General features: G+C 68.1%; 25 protein-coding genes and 1 pseudogene. 20 read left to right on the forward strand and 6 right to left on the reverse strand.

Features of this window, described 5'->3' with window-relative positions; all coding sequences use genetic code 11:
- Positions 1-622: 622 nt before the first annotated feature.
- On the reverse strand, positions 623-1,219 hold the full coding sequence (locus AB0A63_RS39285) for a hypothetical protein (RefSeq protein ID WP_360401462.1): 597 nt from the start codon (positions 1,217-1,219) through the stop codon (positions 623-625).
- A gap of 242 nt (positions 1,220-1,461) precedes the next feature.
- On the opposite strand from AB0A63_RS39285, the gene AB0A63_RS39290 reads away from it, so the two are divergent.
- The 4 genes from AB0A63_RS39290 (at position 1,462) to AB0A63_RS39305 (ending at position 4,439) form a co-directional block, all read left to right on the forward strand.
- Complete coding sequence (locus tag AB0A63_RS39290; RefSeq protein WP_360401465.1) at positions 1,462-1,932, forward strand: helix-turn-helix domain-containing protein; 471 nt, start codon at positions 1,462-1,464, stop codon at positions 1,930-1,932.
- Positions 1,933-2,042: 110 nt separating this feature from the next.
- Entirely contained in the window at positions 2,043-2,723 is a 681-nt protein-coding gene (locus AB0A63_RS39295) for a hypothetical protein (protein WP_360401549.1), read from the forward strand.
- 530 nt (positions 2,724-3,253) lie between these two features.
- Positions 3,254-3,982, forward strand: coding sequence for a calcium-binding protein (locus tag AB0A63_RS39300; protein WP_360401468.1), 729 nt, complete (start codon positions 3,254-3,256; stop codon positions 3,980-3,982).
- A gap of 322 nt (positions 3,983-4,304) precedes the next feature.
- Entirely contained in the window at positions 4,305-4,439 is a 135-nt protein-coding gene (locus AB0A63_RS39305; RefSeq protein WP_360401471.1) for a hypothetical protein, read from the forward strand.
- A gap of 125 nt (positions 4,440-4,564) precedes the next feature.
- Here the strand turns inward: AB0A63_RS39305 and AB0A63_RS39310 are convergent, their stop codons facing one another.
- Positions 4,565-4,741: a hypothetical protein gene (locus AB0A63_RS39310; RefSeq protein WP_360401474.1), complete on the reverse strand. Its 177-nt coding sequence runs from the start codon at positions 4,739-4,741 to the stop codon at positions 4,565-4,567.
- A gap of 283 nt (positions 4,742-5,024) precedes the next feature.
- Here AB0A63_RS39310 and AB0A63_RS39315 point away from each other — a divergent pair, with 283 nt between their 5' ends.
- The 16 genes and pseudogenes from AB0A63_RS39315 to AB0A63_RS39390 all read left to right on the forward strand — a co-directional run bounded on the left by AB0A63_RS39315 (position 5,025) and on the right by AB0A63_RS39390 (position 14,103).
- Entirely contained in the window at positions 5,025-5,273 is a 249-nt protein-coding gene (locus AB0A63_RS39315; RefSeq protein ID WP_360401477.1) for a hypothetical protein, read from the forward strand.
- 18 nt (positions 5,274-5,291) lie between these two features.
- Positions 5,292-5,831 carry a terpene synthase family protein gene (locus AB0A63_RS39320; protein ID WP_360401552.1) on the forward strand — a complete coding sequence of 180 codons (540 nt, stop codon included), beginning with the start codon at positions 5,292-5,294 and terminating at the stop codon, positions 5,829-5,831.
- Between the two features lie 253 nt (positions 5,832-6,084).
- Positions 6,085-6,312, forward strand: coding sequence for a DUF2188 domain-containing protein (locus AB0A63_RS39325; protein ID WP_360401480.1), 228 nt, complete (start codon positions 6,085-6,087; stop codon positions 6,310-6,312).
- Between the two features lie 221 nt (positions 6,313-6,533).
- Positions 6,534-7,061 (forward strand): glycosyltransferase, encoded by a 528-nt coding sequence (locus AB0A63_RS39330; RefSeq protein WP_360401483.1) that lies wholly within the window; start codon positions 6,534-6,536, stop codon positions 7,059-7,061.
- A gap of 614 nt (positions 7,062-7,675) precedes the next feature.
- Complete coding sequence (locus AB0A63_RS39335; RefSeq protein WP_360401486.1) at positions 7,676-7,870, forward strand: hypothetical protein; 195 nt, start codon at positions 7,676-7,678, stop codon at positions 7,868-7,870.
- 59 nt (positions 7,871-7,929) lie between these two features.
- A complete protein-coding gene (locus tag AB0A63_RS39340) occupies positions 7,930-8,067 on the forward strand; it encodes a hypothetical protein (protein WP_360401489.1) in 138 nt (45 codons plus the stop codon).
- Positions 8,064-8,465, forward strand: a complete 402-nt coding sequence (locus AB0A63_RS39345; RefSeq protein ID WP_360401492.1) for a hypothetical protein — start codon at positions 8,064-8,066, stop codon at positions 8,463-8,465. Before AB0A63_RS39340 ends, AB0A63_RS39345 begins: the two co-directional genes overlap by 4 nt.
- Complete coding sequence (locus AB0A63_RS39350) at positions 8,447-9,184, forward strand: hypothetical protein (protein ID WP_360401495.1); 738 nt, start codon at positions 8,447-8,449, stop codon at positions 9,182-9,184. Before AB0A63_RS39345 ends, AB0A63_RS39350 begins: the two co-directional genes overlap by 19 nt.
- A 231-nt stretch (positions 9,185-9,415) precedes the next feature.
- Positions 9,416-9,781, forward strand: a complete 366-nt coding sequence (locus AB0A63_RS39355) for an ANTAR domain-containing protein (RefSeq protein ID WP_360401498.1) — start codon at positions 9,416-9,418, stop codon at positions 9,779-9,781.
- Between the two features lie 206 nt (positions 9,782-9,987).
- Positions 9,988-10,869 carry a tetratricopeptide repeat protein gene (locus AB0A63_RS39360; protein WP_360401501.1) on the forward strand — a complete coding sequence of 294 codons (882 nt, stop codon included), beginning with the start codon at positions 9,988-9,990 and terminating at the stop codon, positions 10,867-10,869.
- Positions 10,870-10,877: 8 nt separating this feature from the next.
- Positions 10,878-11,063, forward strand: coding sequence for a sigma factor-like helix-turn-helix DNA-binding protein (locus tag AB0A63_RS39365; protein ID WP_360401555.1), 186 nt, complete (start codon positions 10,878-10,880; stop codon positions 11,061-11,063).
- A 445-nt stretch (positions 11,064-11,508) separates the two neighbouring features.
- The gene (locus AB0A63_RS39370) at positions 11,509-11,907 is read left to right on the forward strand and encodes an HPF/RaiA family ribosome-associated protein (RefSeq protein WP_360401504.1); all 399 of its coding nucleotides are present in this window, start codon (positions 11,509-11,511) and stop codon (positions 11,905-11,907) included.
- Positions 11,904-12,533 (forward strand): GAF domain-containing protein, encoded by a 630-nt coding sequence (locus tag AB0A63_RS39375; RefSeq protein WP_360401507.1) that lies wholly within the window; start codon positions 11,904-11,906, stop codon positions 12,531-12,533. Before AB0A63_RS39370 ends, AB0A63_RS39375 begins: the two co-directional genes overlap by 4 nt.
- A 90-nt stretch (positions 12,534-12,623) precedes the next feature.
- Positions 12,624-13,016, forward strand: coding sequence for a GAF domain-containing protein (locus AB0A63_RS39380; protein WP_360401558.1), 393 nt, complete (start codon positions 12,624-12,626; stop codon positions 13,014-13,016).
- 412 nt (positions 13,017-13,428) lie between these two features.
- Positions 13,429-13,782: pseudogene (locus tag AB0A63_RS39385) on the forward strand (type I-E CRISPR-associated protein Cas6/Cse3/CasE); the annotation flags it as partial.
- 42 nt (positions 13,783-13,824) lie between these two features.
- Positions 13,825-14,103, forward strand: coding sequence for a type I-E CRISPR-associated protein Cas6/Cse3/CasE (locus AB0A63_RS39390; RefSeq protein ID WP_360401561.1), 279 nt, complete (start codon positions 13,825-13,827; stop codon positions 14,101-14,103).
- A gap of 199 nt (positions 14,104-14,302) precedes the next feature.
- On the opposite strand, the gene AB0A63_RS39395 is transcribed toward AB0A63_RS39390, so the two are convergent.
- The 4 genes from AB0A63_RS39395 to AB0A63_RS39410 are packed head-to-tail and all read right to left on the reverse strand — an operon-like array spanning position 14,303 to position 18,492.
- Positions 14,303-16,849 carry an HAD-IC family P-type ATPase gene (locus AB0A63_RS39395; protein WP_360401510.1) on the reverse strand — a complete coding sequence of 849 codons (2,547 nt, stop codon included), beginning with the start codon at positions 16,847-16,849 and terminating at the stop codon, positions 14,303-14,305.
- Positions 16,830-17,204 carry a universal stress protein gene (locus tag AB0A63_RS39400; RefSeq protein WP_360401513.1) on the reverse strand — a complete coding sequence of 125 codons (375 nt, stop codon included), beginning with the start codon at positions 17,202-17,204 and terminating at the stop codon, positions 16,830-16,832. The genes AB0A63_RS39395 and AB0A63_RS39400 overlap by 20 nt, the downstream gene beginning before the upstream one ends.
- Positions 17,201-17,623, reverse strand: a complete 423-nt coding sequence (locus AB0A63_RS39405; RefSeq protein ID WP_360401516.1) for a universal stress protein — start codon at positions 17,621-17,623, stop codon at positions 17,201-17,203. The genes AB0A63_RS39400 and AB0A63_RS39405 overlap by 4 nt, the downstream gene beginning before the upstream one ends.
- Positions 17,620-18,492: a universal stress protein gene (locus tag AB0A63_RS39410; protein ID WP_360401564.1), complete on the reverse strand. Its 873-nt coding sequence runs from the start codon at positions 18,490-18,492 to the stop codon at positions 17,620-17,622. The genes AB0A63_RS39405 and AB0A63_RS39410 overlap by 4 nt, the downstream gene beginning before the upstream one ends.
- Positions 18,493-18,811 lie beyond the last annotated feature (319 nt).

Genomic DNA, 18,811 nt, shown 5'->3' on the forward strand with positions numbered 1-18,811 from the left:
AAGCCTTCACGATGCTCGTGCAACGCTCACAGCACGAGAACGTCAAACTCCGCTACATCGCCAAGAACCTCCTCGACTCGGTCGCCGGTTCCTGAACGGTCGGCGCCGTTCGCGGCAGACGGGCAACACCTCGCCCCGCCAGCTATTCGTCCTGGGTTCTCAAGCGTTCTGAGGCGCCGCTGATGAAGCTCTCCGCCGTCGACCGTGGCCTCGAGTGATGTGCGGCGGCGGCGCCGGGAAAGCGGGGATCGTGGACGCGCGAACTGTTCGCCCGCATGCGGTGCGCTGGTGGGCGTGTCAATGAGCAAGGCGACGTCTGGGCGCACGTCGCCGACTCCCTCCACGCTGAAGACGCAACTCGCCGGTTTCGTGGGAGCTCCACCTCAAAACTCGGCATACTGATGGGGCTCTGCCGAAACATCGGGCCGACCGCTATCCGCACCTGGACCCATTACCTGATCAAGGTTGCGTGACGCAGCACTAGCTGGGTCTTTCAGCTCAGGCTGAGGCGTGTTGACGGAGGTTTCTGCGAGGGCTTCCCATCCCGCAGAGCCCAACCGTGGGGCGGACCCGGTCGGCGCGGTGCTCATGGCTCATCCGTGCCGCGCGGTGCGTGGTCCCCCTACCCTTCCCGGTTCGACCAGGACAGGAAATCCGACCAGAACGCTGCTGTGGCGGCAACGACGTGCCGCTCCTCGTCGGCTCTGCCCTGCGGGCCGCCGAACTCCTGGTGCACGTAGTCGATGAGGTCGTACCCGTAGGGGATGATGTCGGCGCCGCGGATCGACAACACCGGGTGAGCGAATGTCGCCTGGCCCGCGGGCAGGTAGCGATGGGAGTAGACCGGAACCAGCTGCGGCACTGACGCCAAGTGCGCCCTCGCGCCGGCTACGGCGTCGGTCCGCCGGGCAGGGCGCGTGCCCCAGCTCGGATGCCAGAAGTCCGCCTCCGCCACCGCGAATACCACGTCCTCGACCGGTCTGTCGAGCCAGGAACGAAGCTGCGCGGCGTTGCCGTGACGCCAGTCGGGCCATGCCCCTCCCGTGGGCAGCCCCGCCGCGAGAAAAGCGCGGTGGTCGTCGGCGAACGCGAACCCGAACCGCGCTTCGATACCGATCAACTCCTGCTCCGTCAACCCTGGGCGGATCTCGGCGCGTCCGAGCCGGGCCAGCAGGCGTGCGGCCTTGGCGCCGAGACTCACCCCGAACGGATTGATCATTTGTGCAGGTTACAGCCCCATGGCGTGCAATCAGGGCCCAAGAGCTGCGAGTTCGTCGACGCGCAGAAGATGTACGACGCGCATCGGAGCGATCGTCAGCACCGCACTCGCCCCGCTCGACATGGGAGGACCAGCCTGGACCGTCAGCAGACCAAGCCGATCACCGGGTCAACGTTGCGTGACGCACCACTAGTAGTGCGTCGCTGCTTAGTTATGGCGCGTTTGGCTGGGAGGCTGTTGTCATGGCCTCCCAGTTGAAGCGGCCGGTGACGTTGTCGGCGCGGGATCGTGAAGAGCTGATCCGGCTGACCACCACTGGTGTGCACTCAGCCTCAGCGATCAGGCGGGCGCGGGTACTGCTCGCGCTGGACACCTCGGCAGGTGAGCCCGATTCGAAGGAAGTGATCGCAGATCGGCTCGGGGTCTCGGGTGAGATGCTGCGGCTGGTCGCCAAGCGATTCGCCGAGACCGGCGGTGATGTCCTGGCCACGATCGGGCGCAAGAAGCGTGACCTTCCGCCGGTGCCCTCGCCGGTCACCGGTGAGGTCAAGGCCCGGTTGATCGCCCTGGCGTGCTCGCAGCCGCCGGCGGGGCATGCTCGATGGTCGTTGCGGCTGCTGGAAAAACACGTCGAACTCACCGAGGACATCCCGAACCTGGACCACTCGACCATCGGCCGGGTTTTGAAAAAACGGAACTGCGTCCTCATCTGAGGAAGTGCTGGAACATCCCGCCGAAGGCGAACGCGGAGTTCGCAGCCCGCATGGAAGACGTCCTCGCCGTCTACGCCCGCCCGCACGACCCTGCCCGCCCGGTCGTGTGCATGGACGAGAAGCCCTTCCAGTTCCTTGGCGAGGTCCGCGACCCGCTGCCGGCCCGGCCGGGCCGCGATGCCCGCCAGGACAGTGAGTACGTCCGGTGCGGCACCTGCTCGATCTTCGTGTGGGCAGAACCGCTGCGTGGCTGGCGCCGCGTGCATGCCCTGGCCCAGCGCACCAAACTCGACTGGGCAGGGCAGGTCAAACACCTACTGACCGTGGACTATCCCGACGCCGAGACCGTCGTGCTGGTCATGGACAACCTTCAACACCCACGGCATCGCCTCGCTCTACGAAGCCTTCGACCCCGGCGAGGCCTTCGCCCTGGCTCAGCGACTCGAGATCCACCACACACCCAAACACGGGTCCTGGCTGCTCCTGCCACCGGTTCGCAAGCGCCCTCTCGTCCAACGCCAGTGCCGACGCCGCCGGCCGCACCGGCGCCACCGATACCACCGGCACCCGCGCCACCGGCGACGAGACCGCTGTTACCTCCGAGGCCACCAAGACCGCCGTTGCCGCCCTTGCCCGCGGTGAGCACGACGGTATCGCTACCGGCGCCGCCGGTGACGGTCCCGGCGTTGCCGGTAAAGCCGTCCCACCGCGGTGCCCAGGTCGACCAGGGCCCGGCCCGTCGTACTGGTACGTGCTGTCGATCCCTTGACCGACCTTTCACTCTGAAGTGAGCCCGGGGACTGAGGTCTCCTCTGCCACCGCCTGCCTTGCTTTCGCCCGCCTGACCACCCACACGCCACGAAAATATCACCGAAACAGCGGACGGAAATTACGGAGGCGCGAATTACGAGAACAGCGGCAACGATCAACCGGTACTAGCCTGCGATCTTCACCGGGACGTTGACCAAATCTGTGGGACAACCTCGGTTCCAAGCCATGAGGAAATATGTGTTCCATAGTGTCTGATCAGGTTTTTCACCAAGCCCACCACAATCAACTTCCGCACAGGTGGGCCATTTAGGGGACGGCGGTACCGGTCGGCGCATCTGAAGGAGTACACTTCGGTCTGTTACCCCGGACCTCGGTGACGTGACATGACCCGCGATGATCATGGGTACAGATCACGAGCCGAGGTTTTCGCATGTGCGAGTAGCCGCACAGGCTGCTTCGGCAAGGTCTCCGCGCGTCGCTCGCGCACTCTTCTCCGCTGGCGCGTCCGCGCTGTGCGGCTATGAACAAATCGTGTTCGGGAAATGAAGACATGAGGATCCAGCAGAGTCAGATCCGCCGGGTGACCGTCGCCGCGGTGGCCGGAGTTCTCGCGGTCCCCGGCTTGTGGGCGGTCGCTCCACTGACCGCCCAGGCCGCCGTCAACTGCGTCGTGAGCGCCGGTGTGACCCAGACCGACACCGTCGTGATTGGAAGTCCCGGCAACGACACGATCGACTGCGGCGGAACGGATCCCGCCAAGACGATCCGCGGCAACGGTGGCAACGACACCATCACCGGCTCAGCGCTCGACGACACGATCGACGGCGGCGACGGCAACGACACCCTCACCGGCGGCACCGGCAACGACACCCTCACCGGCGGCCTGGGCATCGACACGATCTCCGGCAGCGCGGGCACCGACACCCTCATCGGCGCTTCCGTCGACGGCAGCCAGGACAGCCTCGACGGTGGCCTCGGCGTCGACACCTGCCAGGGGCCCGCACCGGACCCCGACATCCACGCCAGCTGCGAGAACACCAGCACCCCGCCGGCAACGGGCCCCGGCTCGGGCACGGGAAACGCAACCGCACTGTGCATCGCGACCGGCGGCGTGCTCACCCTCACCGTGAACCCGGTGGGATATGTCTGCGTGTTCAACCCCCTCAGCCCGGCGAACCGCCGCGTCCAGGAAGCCCGCAGCATCTGCACCGGAGCCGGAGGAACGTTCGTGAGCCTGCTCCCCCTGAGCTACACCTGCCTCCTACCGACCACGCCATGAGGTATCCGCCCCACGAACTGATCCAGTCGCTGGGCATCCGAGCGAGGAGAGAAGTCAGGCCCTGATCCCGTCCCGAGAGGGCCCCGGGCTCCGCGGAGGCCAGGGTCCTCGTGCCGAACGCACCTGTCAGCCCCGGAACGCCGCTCGTGGCGTCTTCGACCAGTTGCGAACTCTCTCAGCAGGTATCGCAACCGGGTGAAATTCCAGACCGAAGTGTCCTGCCCAGCAGAATGTAGTCCGATGTGGACATACTGATCCCCAACCTCCGACAAGGCACCTCGCCGGTCGGGCCCGCCGCTCATGCAACGAAACGCTCCTCCGTTTGGACATCGTCACAACCATCGGCCAGTCGATCGTTGCGCAGGTCGAGCGCAACCGGGCCAAGACGCCACACCTGTCCGCCGCGGTCTGCTTCTACCGCTCCGTGCACGGGTTCGGCACGAGTTTCGTGTACTGAAGGGCGTGGGTCGAGGGCGGGGAGAGAGTCGATGGAACATCGTCTGTTCACCGTCATGCGGGTAGCGGATCTTTCCCGCCGCAAGGAGTTCTTCACCGCGATCGGGCTTCGGTTCGACCTCGATCTCACGCGTCGTCGACACCCGGACCGAAATCGAAGCCGTGTTCGACATCTTCGCCAACGACCGCGGCGATGTGGAGCTCATCGTCGACCGAGCCATCATCGCTGGCGGCCAGGAGTACTCGCCACCGTGGGATGCGGACTTCTTCCATCAACGCGTCTTCGAGGACCTCGACGGCCACCAGCGGAAGATCTGCTGGGTCAAGAACGCCCCGGCATCATGAGATGACACGTGCGCGACCTCGCACCGTCCGAGAAGTAATCACTCTCCCGGGTGTCTCAGCAACCGCCTGAACGGACGGCTCGGGTCGCGGCCATTCGTCGGTAGTGCCCGATGCGATGATCACTATCTGCAACTCGTACTGGATTCACGCTGAACGCCAGGCCAGGTCGTGGGCTGCCCGACACGGCCTGGTCAGCGAGGGCGAGCAGGCGCGGCGGTTGGGTCGCATGGGGCACGGGCGCATGGCCGGATGGCTGACTCCGCATGCGGACCCTGCTGAGCTGGGGGTCAAAGCCGAGTGGGGTGCGTTCGTCGCGCTGGTCGACGACAGGTTCGACCAGGAAGGGCAGTCACCGGCCGAGGTGCGGAAGCTGCTGCAACAGCTCCTTGAGGTGCTCAGCGGCGCGGACCGAAGTGAGCACCCGGTGGCAGCGGTGCGCGCACTCGGCGACCTGTGGGGCCGCACGAAAGCGGCGGCTCGGCCGGGATGAAGCGACCAGTTCATCGGGCTGTACCGGGACTTTGCCGAGGCCATCTGCACGGAGGCGGAGCTGCGGGCGTCTGGTGAGCGGCTCGGGCTCGACGATTACGTGGTGTTGCGCCGACGCACCATCACGGTGTTGCCGGTGCTGGCCGTCATCGAACGCGCTCTGCCCGAGGCCCGTCAACTGGACGGGTTGCGCAACGCGACCGCCGACATCATCGCCTGGACCAACGACCTGCGTTCCGCGCGGCGGGAGTTGGAGGAGGGCACGGACAATCTCATCACTGTGCTCGCCCGGCACCACCGGTGCAGCCTGGCCGAGGCTGCGGCGAAAGCTCGCACGATGCTCGCCGGGCGCATGGACGACTTCGAGCAGGGCGGTGCCGGCGGCGACCGGGCCGAGCTGATCCGCCGGGCGCGGGACGGATCCCTCGCCTGGCAACGCGAAACCCGTCGAAACACGACGGGCTCGGTGACTTCGGGCGAGCCTCGGAGGGGTGTGCGGGCGCTGGCCAGACATCTGGCTGTCGAGGTGGACGCCACCGGTGTCGTGGATGACCGGTGATGGCCGCGATCCACCGACGCTCGGCTGACCTGCACGAAACGTATTCCCGGCATGCACGAACTCGCTTTGATCTGATCTCGATCGGGTTTCCGGGCAGCGGCTTCCGAACCTGATCTGCGCGGGCACGCTGCACAAGGCCCGCACGACGGGCATCTCGACCAAGCGGCGCGACCGATCGGCTCGCGGAGGGCAAGCGGTGTGACAGCCGGCGCCAGCGGGTACTCGGAAGGTCGAACCTGCGGGGAGTGAGCCCATGCGTGGCGACATCGAGACCTACTTCGAAAACGGCCGGTGGAAGAACAAGGTCGAGGGGAACGACCTTCCTTCCAGCATTCACCTGTCCAAGGAAGATGCGCGCACGAACGGCCGTGAGATGGCCATCTCGCACGCGGTGGACCACGTCGTCCGCGACCGGGACGGTTCGGTCGCGGAGCACGAGGTGTACCCCCGCGGGCGCGACCCGCGCACTCTCTCCCGCTGAGTCTCTGGCGGCCGCCGGCAACGCGACTGTCCTGTGCTGGTGGCGTTCCGCCGTCCTGCTGAACGAGGCCGGCCCAATTCGCGACAACATCCACAGTGGACTTCGAACGCCACGGTCGGATAAGCGGCAGACAGTGTTCAGAAATCGAAGAATCGGTGAACGGCGAACGGCCGCACAACGGATCCCCCAGAATCACGGGAAGGGTTCGAACGGGTGCCGTCGTGGTGGCGTGCTTGCTCGCGCTGCTCGCGGCGGCTCTGATCGCGAGGCAGACCCATCCGAAGGTGCTGGCGCACGGGGGCGAGAGGTACCGGACGCACCTGCGCGACCGTGCCACCGCCCACGGCGTCGGGGACCTGGTGGAGTTCGATCCGACCTACCTCGAGGCGAACGCGCTGGCGGACCTCGTGGGCCGGGCCGATGTCGTCCCGCTCCCCTACGACTCCTCCCAACAGGTCACGTCGGGCGTGCTCGTCGAAGCGCTCGCGGCGTGCGGACCGGTCGTCACCACGGTGTTCCCGCACGCCGTCGAACTGCTGGCCGGCGGAGCCGGTCTGCTGGTGCCGCACCGAGACCCTGCGGCCATCACGGCGGCGCTGCGGCGCGTGCTGACGGAGCCCCAGCTCGCCGCGGGAATGCACGACCGCTCCACCGAGCTCGGTCCGGCGCTGAGCTGGCCCGCGGTGGCCGGCCGGTATCTCCGCCTCGCCGAGGACCTGCTCACCACCCGAGTCGTCCTGACACGATGAGGGAACCCGACTTCTCCCACCTGGTGCGGCTCAGCGACGACACGGGTCTCTACGAGCACGCGGAAGGCCCCTTGCCGCGGCGGGAGCACGGCTACTGCCTCGACGACGTCGCCAGGGGTCTGGTGGTCCTGAGCCGCGAACCGGAACTGCCCGCCGAACTGGCCGGGCTGGCTGAGGGCTATCTGGCCTTCATGGCATACGCGCAGAACGAGGACGGGCGCTTCCACAACCGTCTCGGGCCTAGGCCGCGACTGGCAGGACGAGCCGGGACTGGGCGACTGGTGGGGCCGGGCGCTGTGGGGACTCGGCACCGCCGCCGCCCGCTGCCCGGTGCCCTCGATCCGCCGGACAGCACTGGAGTGCTTCGACCGCAGCGCCCACCGCCGGCCGCCGTCGGTGCGCTCGATGACGTTCGCCGCGCTCGGCGCCGCCGAGGTCCTCAGCGCCGATCCGGTCCACGCCTCCGCCGCCGCGCTGCTCGGCGATGTCCCCTCGTACGTCGGTGAACCACGTCCCGACCCGACGTGGCCGTGGCCCGAGAACCGGCTGTTCTACGCCAACGCCGCGCTGGCCGAGGCGCTGATCGCCGCGGGGATCTCCTCGCCGACGACAAGGTGCGCGATGACGGCCTGCGGCTGCTGGAGTGGCTGCTGGGCGTCGAGTCCACGGACTTCCACCTCTCACCGGTCCCAACCGGTGGGTGGTTCCTCGGCGAGCAGCGCCCGGCGTTCGACCAGCAGCCGATCGAGGCGGCCGCGATGGCCGACGCCTGCGCCCGCGGCTACCGCTGCACCGGCGACCCCACCTGACTCGCGGCATCCACCGTTCGATCGCGTGGTTCAACGGTGACAACGACCTCGGCTCGTCGATGCGCGACGATCAGACCGGCGGCGGTTACGACGGGCTGACCCCGCAAGGCCCGAACAACAACCAGGGGGCCGAGTCGACCCTGGCTCTGATCTCCACCCGCCAGCACCTGCGCACGCTCCTGAGGAGCACCGGATGAACGCACGCGTCACCCGAAGCCGGCTGCGGCTGCGTCCGGACCCGCGCCGGGTGATCACCAGGCTGTTCGTGCCCGGCGAGAAGGTGCCCGAGCACGAGTCGCGGTCCGCAGCCGTGATCCGGCGGGTCATGGCACTCGACGACGGCGTCGTCCTCGCCGCGCTCGAGCGCACGGTCCGCCTGTTCGCGGAACGGCACCAGGACATCCGCGCGACCTTCGCGGACAACTTCGCGAGCGTCAGCCACCGCCTGCCCGCGGACGTCGACCTGGCCGAACCCCGCCGGTTGCTGATCGGCGCGTACTTCACCCACGTGTACGCCGTCGTAGGGAGCGGCGGTGTGCACCCCGTCCATGGTCGTGCCATCCCGACCAGAGCGGGATGGCACCCGACCGGCTGAGGTTCGTGCTGAGCGTCCGCTGCATCGGCGAGGGGCACCTGCCCTCGACAAGTTTCCAGACCGGGACGCTCGGGCCCGGTGATGACGTCAGCACGGATTCACGACCAGACGTCATCAGCATCGGCCTGCGCCGCGACGCCGTCCACGAGAAGAGCGTCTTCCAGGGCAAGCTCTCCGAACGCGGCCACGACGACGAGGTCTCCGCCGTGCTGAACCGGTGGCTGCCCACCCGGTTCACCGGCGCCGAACTGTTGGCAGGCCTGCACCCGAAGCTCCTCGCCAGGCAGGCGGCACACCGGACCGTCGAACTCGTCAGGTGGATCGCCGCGTACAACTACACGACCGAGTTCCCGGAGAACTCGGTCGTGAGCGGGCGGGTGCTCTGGCCGTCCGGGGTGGCCGCAGGGTCGCGACGCGAGCGCTGCCGACCGCCTTCGTTGTCGTGGAACCGCTTCGCGTGGCCGCCGGGCTGGTACGGGCCTTGGAACACCCGGTCACCACATCGATTCGTCGTCCTCGCCTTCGCGGCACTCTCGCCGACACCTCTGCGCCGTACCATTCGCTGCGCGTTGAGCACGAGCGCCGCGAACTCGTTCCCCGCGGAAGGCGATGCGGCATGGACAACCTGGCTACCGTCCTCGGACGGAAAACGCGCACACCGCCGAAGCCGACCCGCAGGGACGCGGTGGAGTGCCGGGACGAGGCGGCCGTGGCTCTGACCACGCTGAGGGACGGGATGTCCGTCGAGGAGCCCCTCGACGGACATCCTCGAGCGGCTCGCCGACACCGCGACGAAAGCGATCCAGGACGCCGACGCGGTCACGGTCATGGTCAACGATGAGCGCCCGAGGACCGCCGCGGCCAGCGACAGCACTTTCGCCGGAGCCGACGAGAGGCAGTACGACGCCGACCGCGGCCCCTGCCTGGAATCCGCGCGCGCTTGCCTTTCCATGGCCATCGAGCTTCCGGCATCGGACAGCAACGACGCCGTCCACATGGGATCGCTCAACATCTGCAGCTACAGCGCGCCGGCCTTCGACCCGTCCGACGAGAGCGTGATGTGGTTGTTCACCACGGCGGCCAGCGCGGCGATCAGCAACGCCCACCAGCGGCAGAGATCGCGTGAGCACATCGGCAACCTCGAGACCGCGCTGGCCTCACGTGCAGTCATCGAGCAGGCCAAGCGGATTCTCATGGCGGTGCACGCCTGCACCGCCGACCAGGCCTTCGAACTGCTCGTCCAGCAGTCGCAGCACAACGACGTCAGACTCCGTGACGTCGCCAGGCACCTCCACGGCAGCGTCGCCGGGCGGTGAGCAGGTCCGGTCGGTCCGCCCAGGTACATGGCGACCCGAGTCATGTGCACCCGAACAGCGGCGGATCACGACGTGGGTGCCGTACTAAGATCGATGTCGATCCAGCCGCCCCGGACCCCGGCGGCACCATCCGCCACTCAAGGCTCGGGGTGCCCGTCATGATCGGACTTTCCAACGCCACACGCCCGGAAGAACACACTCGGGCGTTGCGCGAACTGGACCACCGCAGTGGCGGTGAGAACTGCCTCGATGACATCCGGCGCCAGGTCCGTGACAGCCTGCCGTTGCTCACCACACGCGTGCCGGCGCACGTACGGCAGCGACTGCACGCCGCTGTGGCAAATCTGCGGAACATCGCGGGGTGGGCCAGATTCGACGCGGGCCTGGTGAGCTCCGCGCACCACCACTTCGGCCACGCCCTCGCCCTGGTCGGGCTCGCGCGTGCGGACGGGTTGACGGCCAACGTGTGCTACCGGCTGGGGCGCGTGTTCCTGCACCACGGGCAGATCGACAAGGCGTTGCGCCACTTCGACATCGGCCGGCTCGCGGCTGCCAAGGCCGGCGACGACCTCGCGGCCGGCATCCTCTCCGTGAACGCGGCGTGGGCGTACGCCAAGAAGGGGGCCGAGCACGGCGCCCTCGCGCTGCTCGATCGCGGCCAGGACGAGTTCGCCGCCGTGAACCGCGTCGACGTGGCCGGTTGGGCGGCTTTCTTCACCGAGGCGGAGCTCTCCGCGATCGCAAGAGCCGTGCACACGGACCTGTCGGTCACGGTGGGACGACGGCACGCGCGGACCGCCGTTCCCCTGCTCACCACGGCAATCGGCGAGTACGACGAGATACTGGTCCGGGGCCGAACGTTCAGCTTGATCCTGTTGTCCACCAGCCATCTGGTCGAAGGAGACGTCCAGGGCGTGGTGGACTGCGGGATGCGGGCCCTCACGATGTCGGCACTCGTCGACTCGGCCCGCGTGCGCGACCGCTTCCGCCCGCTCGCGTCCCTGGTACGCAGGCATGAGGACTACGCAGGGGCGTGGGGCCTCGCCGACCACATCGACGCGGGTCACGGTACTTCCAGGGCGTCGTGAGCGGTCCGGTGTGGCCCGGCCTTCGGCACCTCGCGGCACTCACCGAAGATCAGCGCGAAGTCCTGCGCCTGCGGGTCGTTCGAGGCCTCTCCGCGGAGCAGACGGCACACGTGCTCGGGTCCACGCCAGCAGCGGTACGCCTGGTGCAGCACCAGGCGCTCGAAACCCTCCGTGCTGTGATCAGGCTGTCCTGACCTCGGTGCCGTGAGGCGCAATAACTGCATCGGTGCTTCCGCCACTCGCCAAACAGACGCACGAGCGTCGATACGTTTGTGAGCCGCACCGCGAAAAATCGCGACAAAAATCGTTGACCACGAGATGGTCCAATTTTTCCTAAGGGAGATTGTTTCAGAACAAACCCCCGGAAACCGTTCTGGCGCGACCATGCGGAGCGACACCAGGGCCCTACTGCAGCCCACCCTTCGACAGAGAACGCTGGTCACGTGCACTTTCAGTCCGGCACCAGGTCACGCGCACGCCCGTCCCGCAGCACCGGCCGCCCGGCGCGGCCTTCGCACAATGAGTTGAAGAAGTTTGAGAACGACCGCGCAGGGGCTACTCTGATATTGATCCGCCCGGACCCCGCGGTCGCTCTGATCTCACGAGGAGATTTCAGTTGAGCACCGTATGCGGCAAAGCATGAACGCGGTCCCGGCCGACGCGTCAGTGATCGTCCAGCGCCTGCATCTCTCCGCCGGCTTCCACGCCACCGGACGCGACTGGGTCGTGGGGTGTCTGGCCGCGCTCGGCACCCGCCTGCGGTCGTACCGCGACGACCAGGTGGACCTGGAGATCAGCCTGAAGGACCGCGACGGCGACGAGCAGCGGGTCGTCCCGCAGTGCTGGATCAGCAGCGCGCACCGCGTGCACTTCGTCGCGACCTCGTCGAAGCAGCGGTTGTTGTCGTCGGCACTCGGCGAGGCCAGGGACGACCTGATCCGTCAGGTCGACGAGGCGAAGACAGACCCGCACCGAACCGCGTCACAACCGATCGCTGCGGCCGGTGGCGCCCGAACCCGGGATCGGCTAGCGACATGAGCACCGAGCAGCACCGCCAGGTGGCCGACGTGGAGACCTACGAGAACGAGGACGAGCACCGGCAGGTCGCCGTTCGCCACGTCTGCATCGCCTGCGGCGTGCGGACGAACGCGGTCGGCAGCGCGATCTACCTGCGGACCACACGAAATGGCGTCCAGCCGTTCGAGACCGCCGGCTTCTGCGGGGTGGAAATCGCTGAATTGCAGACCATGCTCGCGGAGGGTCCGGCTTTCACGGCGACGCGGCAGAACTGGCCCGTGCTGGTGCCGGACCTCGCCGCCACGAAGCACTGGCCCGTCTTCGCCCCCGCTGCCATCGCGATCGGGGTGGCGGCGATGTTCGCGTTCCCATTGGTGCTCAACGCGCACTCGCTCGGCACTCTGGAGATCCACCGGGACGCCTGCGGCGCCCTGCTCCCGGACGAGATCGCCGACGCGGTGCACCTGGCCGACGTGGCCACGGCCCTGTTGCTCGACCGGCCCGCGGGCCGGAGCGCGGAGGACGAGCACGGCGGAAAGGCGTCCATCCGCACGCGTGGACCGTCCGGCCCTGCGGTCCGCCACCTCTTCTCGGTGGCGAACGACCGGGCCGAGCGCGGACTCATGTGCACCAACATCGACAAGTAGAGGTGGCGCGAATGTCGGACCGGGTGGCCCAGCCCTTCGTCGCGCTGGCCGACGAACAAGGTGCTCAAGCTGATGGCCGTCTCGACCAAGATGACCCGGCCGCTGGAGCACCACCTGGCACACGACGGAGAAGGCCCTTCCGAGGAGTGCTTCCGCTCAGGTCAGAGCGTCCGGTGTGACGACCTGCGCGCGGGGCCACCGCGGTGGCCCCGGTTCAACGCCGCCTCGGTGCGCCTCGGGTTCGTCGCGGTCGACGCGGTGCCGATGCGGCTGCGGAGCGAGGTCATCGGCACGCTCAACCTGTTCCGGACCTCGCCGGATGCACTCCCCCCGAGGCGACGACGTTGGCGCAGTCGTTCGCGAACGTCGCGACGATCAGCCTTCTCCAGGTGCGCGCGATCCGGCGGAACCGGGTGCTCGCGGAACAGCTGCAAGCCGCACTCACGAGCCACATCACCATCGAGCAGGCCAAGGGCGTGCTGACGGAGCGCCCGCAGATCGACGTGGAGGACGCCTTCTCGCTGATGCGCACCCACGCCCGCAACACCAACCAGCTGCTCTCCGAAGTGCCCCGAGGGCGAGCCCGGCAGCGAACTCGTTCGCGACGAACCGCTGAGCTTCGATCCCCGCGAACGCCGCTACGGGTGGCGATCCGTGCGGCACGGCCGGGTCACCATCCCCAACCCGGCCCACCGGCCGGTACCCGCGGCTGCCGCCGGCGATCCCCTCGACCCGATGACTGTGTTCGAGGAGATCTTCTGATGCACCTGACCCGGTTCGAGATCAACCCGGCCCGCCGCGCCGCCCGCGATCTGCTCGCCTCACCACAGAAACTCCACGCCGCCGTGCTGGCCGGTTCCCCACCCTGGCCGCGGCACCGGCCGGGAACGGGCGGGTGTTGTGGCGGCTTGATCAGCGTGACCATCAAGCCCTGCTCTACATCGTCAGCCCGCACAAGCCCGACCTCACCCATCTGGTCGAGGACGTCGGCTGGCCCACCACCCACGGTTGGGACACCCGTGACTACACCCGCCTGCTCGACCGGCTCAACGCCGGCGACGAGTGGGCGTTCCGACTCAAGGCCAACCCGGTGAGCAACCGGCGCAAAAGCGACGACGCCGCACGATCACAGCGTTTCGGTCACGTCACCGTGGCCCAGCAGACCGACTGGCTGCTCAACCGGACCCAACGCCACGGCTTCACCATTCCCCGCGGCGAGCACAAAGAACCCGACGTGGCCGTCCGCGGCCGCGAACACCTCAAGTTCCAGCGCCAAGGACGCACCGTCACCCTGGCCACCGCCGTGTTCGTCCTGATCACGCTGTTCGTGGTCATCCGGGCGAGCCGCAACACGAAGACCGCTGCCGACTACCTCGCCGCCGGCCGTGCCTTCACCGGCCCGCAGAACGGCATCGCCATCGCGGGTGACTACCTCTCCGCGGCCTCGTTCGAGGGCCGCCTGGAGATCACCGACCCCGACGCGCTGCGGCACAGCCTCACCCACGGCATCGGACACGGCAAGGCCTACGGCTGCGGGCTGCTCACCCTCGCCCCGGTGAAGCGTGCCTGACATCCCCGGCGCGAGGCCGGTCCCGCTGTCGCAGCTGGTTCAGCGCAGCTCGACCCTGTTACCACACCTCGACTTCTTCCAGTGTTCTCCCCCGGCCAGCCGGCACATGCCGACCGCTGCGGAGCGCGGACGCCCGTGCGCAAACCAAGTGAAAAGAGCTGACGCAGGTACCAAGAGCGCTGCGGCGACGCCAGTGCCGCTAGCCGGAAGGACGTCGCCTCACCGCTGCGATACGGCGGCGCCATTTGTCGAGTTCCACCAGCACGTACGTCAGGGCGCTCAGCACCAGGACGGAAGTCCAGGTGTGCCAGGGCATTGGCGCGGTGTGGAACAAGGTGTTCATCGCGGGCAGGTAGGTCAGCAGCAGTTGCAGACCGATGGTCAGCGCGATACCACCGAGCAGCCATCGGTTGCTCAGCAGCCCGGCGCGCGACCGCAGGTTTTCCAGTGATCGGCAGTTCATCAGGTAGGCGATCTGCGCGCCGACGAACACGTTGACCGCCACGGTGCGGGCGAGTTCGAGTGACGCCCCGGAGGAGAGCTGCCAGCGGAACGCTCCGAACGAGCAGGCGAGCAGGACCGCGGAGACGAACGCGACGCGCCCCACCAGCGATCTGGTCAGCAGGGGCAGGGTCGGCGGCAACGGCGGCCGGCGCATGACGCCTGGCTCGCGGGGTTCGAAGGCGAGGGGCAGGCCGAGCGCGACGGCGGTGGTCATGTTGATCCACAGGATCTGCACCGGGAGGATCGGCAGGGCTGTGCCCAGCACGATCGCGGTGAGGATCACCAGGCCTTCTGCCATGTTGGTGGGCAGGGTCCAGATGATGAACTTGCGCAGGTTGTCGAAGACCGCGCGGCCTTCCTCGACGGCGGCGCGGATCGAGGAGAAGTTGTCGTCGGTGAGCACCATGTCGGCCGCCTGCTTGGCGACCTCGGTGCCTCCCTTGCCCATCGCCACGCCGATGTCCGCGCGGCGCAGGGCGGGTGCGTCGTTCACACCGTCCCCGGTCATCGCGACCACCTCGCCTCGTGCCTGGAATTCCGTGACCAGCCGCAGCTTCTCCTCCGGTGACACTCTCGCGTAGACGTCGTCGATGTCGAAGTGGGCCGCGATCGACCGTGCGGTCGCCGGGTGGTCACCGGTGATCATCTTCACTTCGATGCCGGCGGCCTGACAGGCGTGCACGGCCTCGATCGCCTCGGGACGAGGTGGGTCCTGCATCGCGACCAGTCCGAGCAAGGTCACCTTGCCGCGCAGTGCTTCCTCGGTCAGCTCAGCGCCATGGGCGGTTCCGATCGCGAGCACTCGCAGGCCGTCGCGTGCCAGTTCTTCGGCTTCGACGCCGTGTTCCAAGCCTGCGAGTTCGAGCACGCGTTCCACCGCGCCCTTGACGTACACGGCGCCGCCGGTGTGCTGGGTCGCCATGAACAGGCGTTCCGAGCTGAACGGCAGCACGTCCACCCGTGCCGGCACGTCGGCGGTGCCGAGTCCTGCTTTGCGGGCCGCGACGACGAGTGCGGCCTCGGTCGGGTCGCCGACAGGCTGCCACTCACTTTTCTCCTCGATGATTCGCGCGTCGTTGCACGCCCACGCGGCGAGCAGGCATTCTCGGACCGCCGCGTCCGCGGGTGGCGCGAGGTCCCCTTCTGGGGAATAGCCGATACCGGTTAGCTCGTGGTGCCGGGTGCCGACGACGACCGTCCGCACGGTCATGGCGTTTGCGGTCAAGGTGCCGGTCTTGTCGGTGCAGATCACCGTGGTGCTGCCGAGGGTTTCCACGGCGGGCAGCCGGCGAACGATCGCGTTCCTGCGTGCCATCCGCGCGACGCCGATCGCGAGCGTCGCCGTCACCGCCGCGGGCAGGCCTTCCGGAATCGCGCCCACCGCGAGGGCAACCGCCGCGGTCACCATGCCCGCCAGCGGTTCTCCTCGCAGCAGTCCGACCGCGACGCTGGCCACGGCCAGCCCGAGGATCACCAGTGTCAGCACCTGGCTGAACCGTGCGAGTTTGCGTGTCAGCGGCGTCCGGACCGTCACCGTCGTGCCCACGAGGCGGTGCACTCGGCCGATCTCGGTGTCGGTGCCCGTCGCGGTGACGACGCCTCGGCCGCTGCCGGCAGTGACCAGTGTGCTGGAGTAGGCCGTGTTGGCCCGGTCGGCGAGCGCGGTGTCCGGTGGCAGTGCCAGTGGGTCTTTCGACACCGGCGAGGATTCGCCGGTGAGTGCGGACTCGTCGACGCTGAGCTCCTGCGTGTCGACGAGTCTCAGGTCGGCGGCCACCTGGTCGCCCGCTTCCAGGAGAACGACGTCACCGGTCACCAGTTGGGCGGATGGGACACGGGACGTGACGCCGTCGCGCAACACCGTGGCCTCGGTGCGTGTCATCGCCGCGAGGGCGTCCAGTGCGCGTTCGGCCCGCATCTCCTGCAGAAACCCGATGATCGCGTTGATCACGACGACGGCGAGCACGACAGACGCGTCGACGATCTCGCCGAGTGCGGCGGTGAGCACCGCGGCCGCGAGCAGGACGTAGATAAGCGGGTTGTGCAGCTGTTTCAGCAGCCGCACAACCCAGTTCGACCCTCGGCTGGGCGGCAACTCGTTCGGTCCGAGCTCCGCGAGCCTGCTCTGCCAGTCTGAAGTGGACAGTCCGGTCATCGCATCGGAGCGGGCCTGTCGCACGACCTCGTCGGCCGGCTGCGCGTGCGGAGTGGGAGCCTTGGGATCAGCTGTGGTCAGCGGCATGGCTCTGCTCGTTGCGTGCCTCTCGTTGCACGGGGATCACGAGGACGGGTGCGGACGAGTGCCGCACGCAGTGCGTGCTGGTCGATCCGAGAACGGTCTTGCGCAGCCAGTGCCCGCTGTGAGTGGCCACGACGAGCATGGCCGCACCCACCGACTGCTGCTCCAGTGCTTCGGACGCCGGCATCCCTCGGGCCGCGTCTGTTTGCGTCCAGTCCGCGAGCGGCTCGTAGTTCCACGCGTGCACGACGTGCAGCGGGCAGTCGCGGACGAGAGCCTCGTCCATCGCCCACTGCAACGCTCGCTCTGACACCGACGTTCCATCGACCCCGACAACGATCGGGTTTGCTGTGCTCATGACTCCACCTCGTCGACTCCGAGCCTCGACCGGCGGCGGGCGCCGGCACGCGTTGCCTGTCCTTGACCCGCGTCGGAAAGCGCTGCCACGAGCAGCACGGCGCTGCGCGAGGCCTCGATCAGCACCGACTTGGGATCGCCCTCGGCGAGGGTCCTGCACACCCCGGAGCCGTTGCCCGCCCTCACCGCTTTGTCGAGTACGGCCTGGTGTCCCGCGCGCACGCGTTCGGACGTCCACTCCATGCCGAACTCGACGGGAATCGGACCGATCATCAGGGCGTGGTGCCGGTGCCAGGCGAAGATCGCGACGACCGGGTAGCCGTGGTGCCGCGCCTCCGCCGGAGCCCAGCCCGGTGCCGCCTCGCTGGAGGGAGATCCGTCCACGCCAACCACGATGGTCCCGGTCGCGATGTCGCTCATGGCCGTACGATCGCGAGCGGGCAGGGCGCGTGGTAAACCAGCGCCTGGCTGGTCGAGCCGATCAGCATTCCGACGAACCCGCCGTACCCTCGACTGCCCACCACCAGCAGCTGGGCCTGCTCGCCGAACCGCGTCAAGGCTCGTACCGGCCGGTCGTGCAGCACGACGCGGTCGACCTGCACGTCTGGGTACTTCTCCTGCCAGCCGGCGAGTTGTTGTGCCAGCAGGCGTTGTTCCTGCTCCTCGACACGGTTCCAGTTGATCGCGAACTGCGAGTCGTCGAAGTCGCTGCCGATCATGAGGTTGTGCCACGACATCACCGCGGTGAGCGGCGCGCGACGCACCGATGCGGCCTCGAACGCGAACGCCACCGCTGCCTCGCTCGTCGGCGACCCGTCGACGCCGACGACCACCGGCCCCTCAGAACGCGGTGTCCCACGCACGACCACGAGCGGGCATTGGCCGTGCGACGCCAGTGCGAGCGCGGTCGAGCCGACGAGCAACCCGGTGACGCCGCCGAGTCCTTGCGATCCGAGCACCATCAGCCGGGCCTCACGCGACTCCTCGATCAGCGATGTCGCTGCACCCCCTGCGACGACGTGCGTCGTCACATCGATGTCGGGCGCACCAGCCAGTGCGGCTTGGGCGGCCTCGTCCAGCCATGTGCGCGCTTGTGCTTCGATCGCCTGGTGGACCTCGGTGCCCGTGAGGATGACCTCCGGATAGCCGCGGCTCGGCAGGAGGTAGCCGTGCACCAGGCGCAACGGTGCGTGGTGGCGGGCGCAGTCGTCGGCTGCCCACCTCACCGCCGCGAGCGCAGAGGACGAGCCGTCGATACCGACCACGACGGGTGCCGCAGGTCCCTTCATCACGAGTTCTCCTCATACCAAGAGTCGTACGTGGGCATCACCATCCACTCAGGACACACCCAAGTGGCGCGCGGAGACGCGGAACCCTCGCGAGCGAGGTTCCGGCGATTCGGTGCACGGCGATCACGTTGCGCGACAATTCGGCGACTTAAGAGGGAACATCCCACGACCTCCTCGGCGCGTCAGCGATCCACGCGTGCGCCGCCGAGGTCCGGGGCGGATGTACCACTCAGCGTAGAGGGCCTCGGACAGGAGCGCACCTTGTGCGGGAAGGATGCTGGTCTCTACGCTCGAGCAACCTTCCTCCACGCCCGCCCGA

The sequence above is a fragment of the Lentzea sp. NPDC042327 genome, assembly GCF_040647275.1.
GTDB lineage: Bacteria > Actinomycetota > Actinomycetes > Mycobacteriales > Pseudonocardiaceae > Lentzea.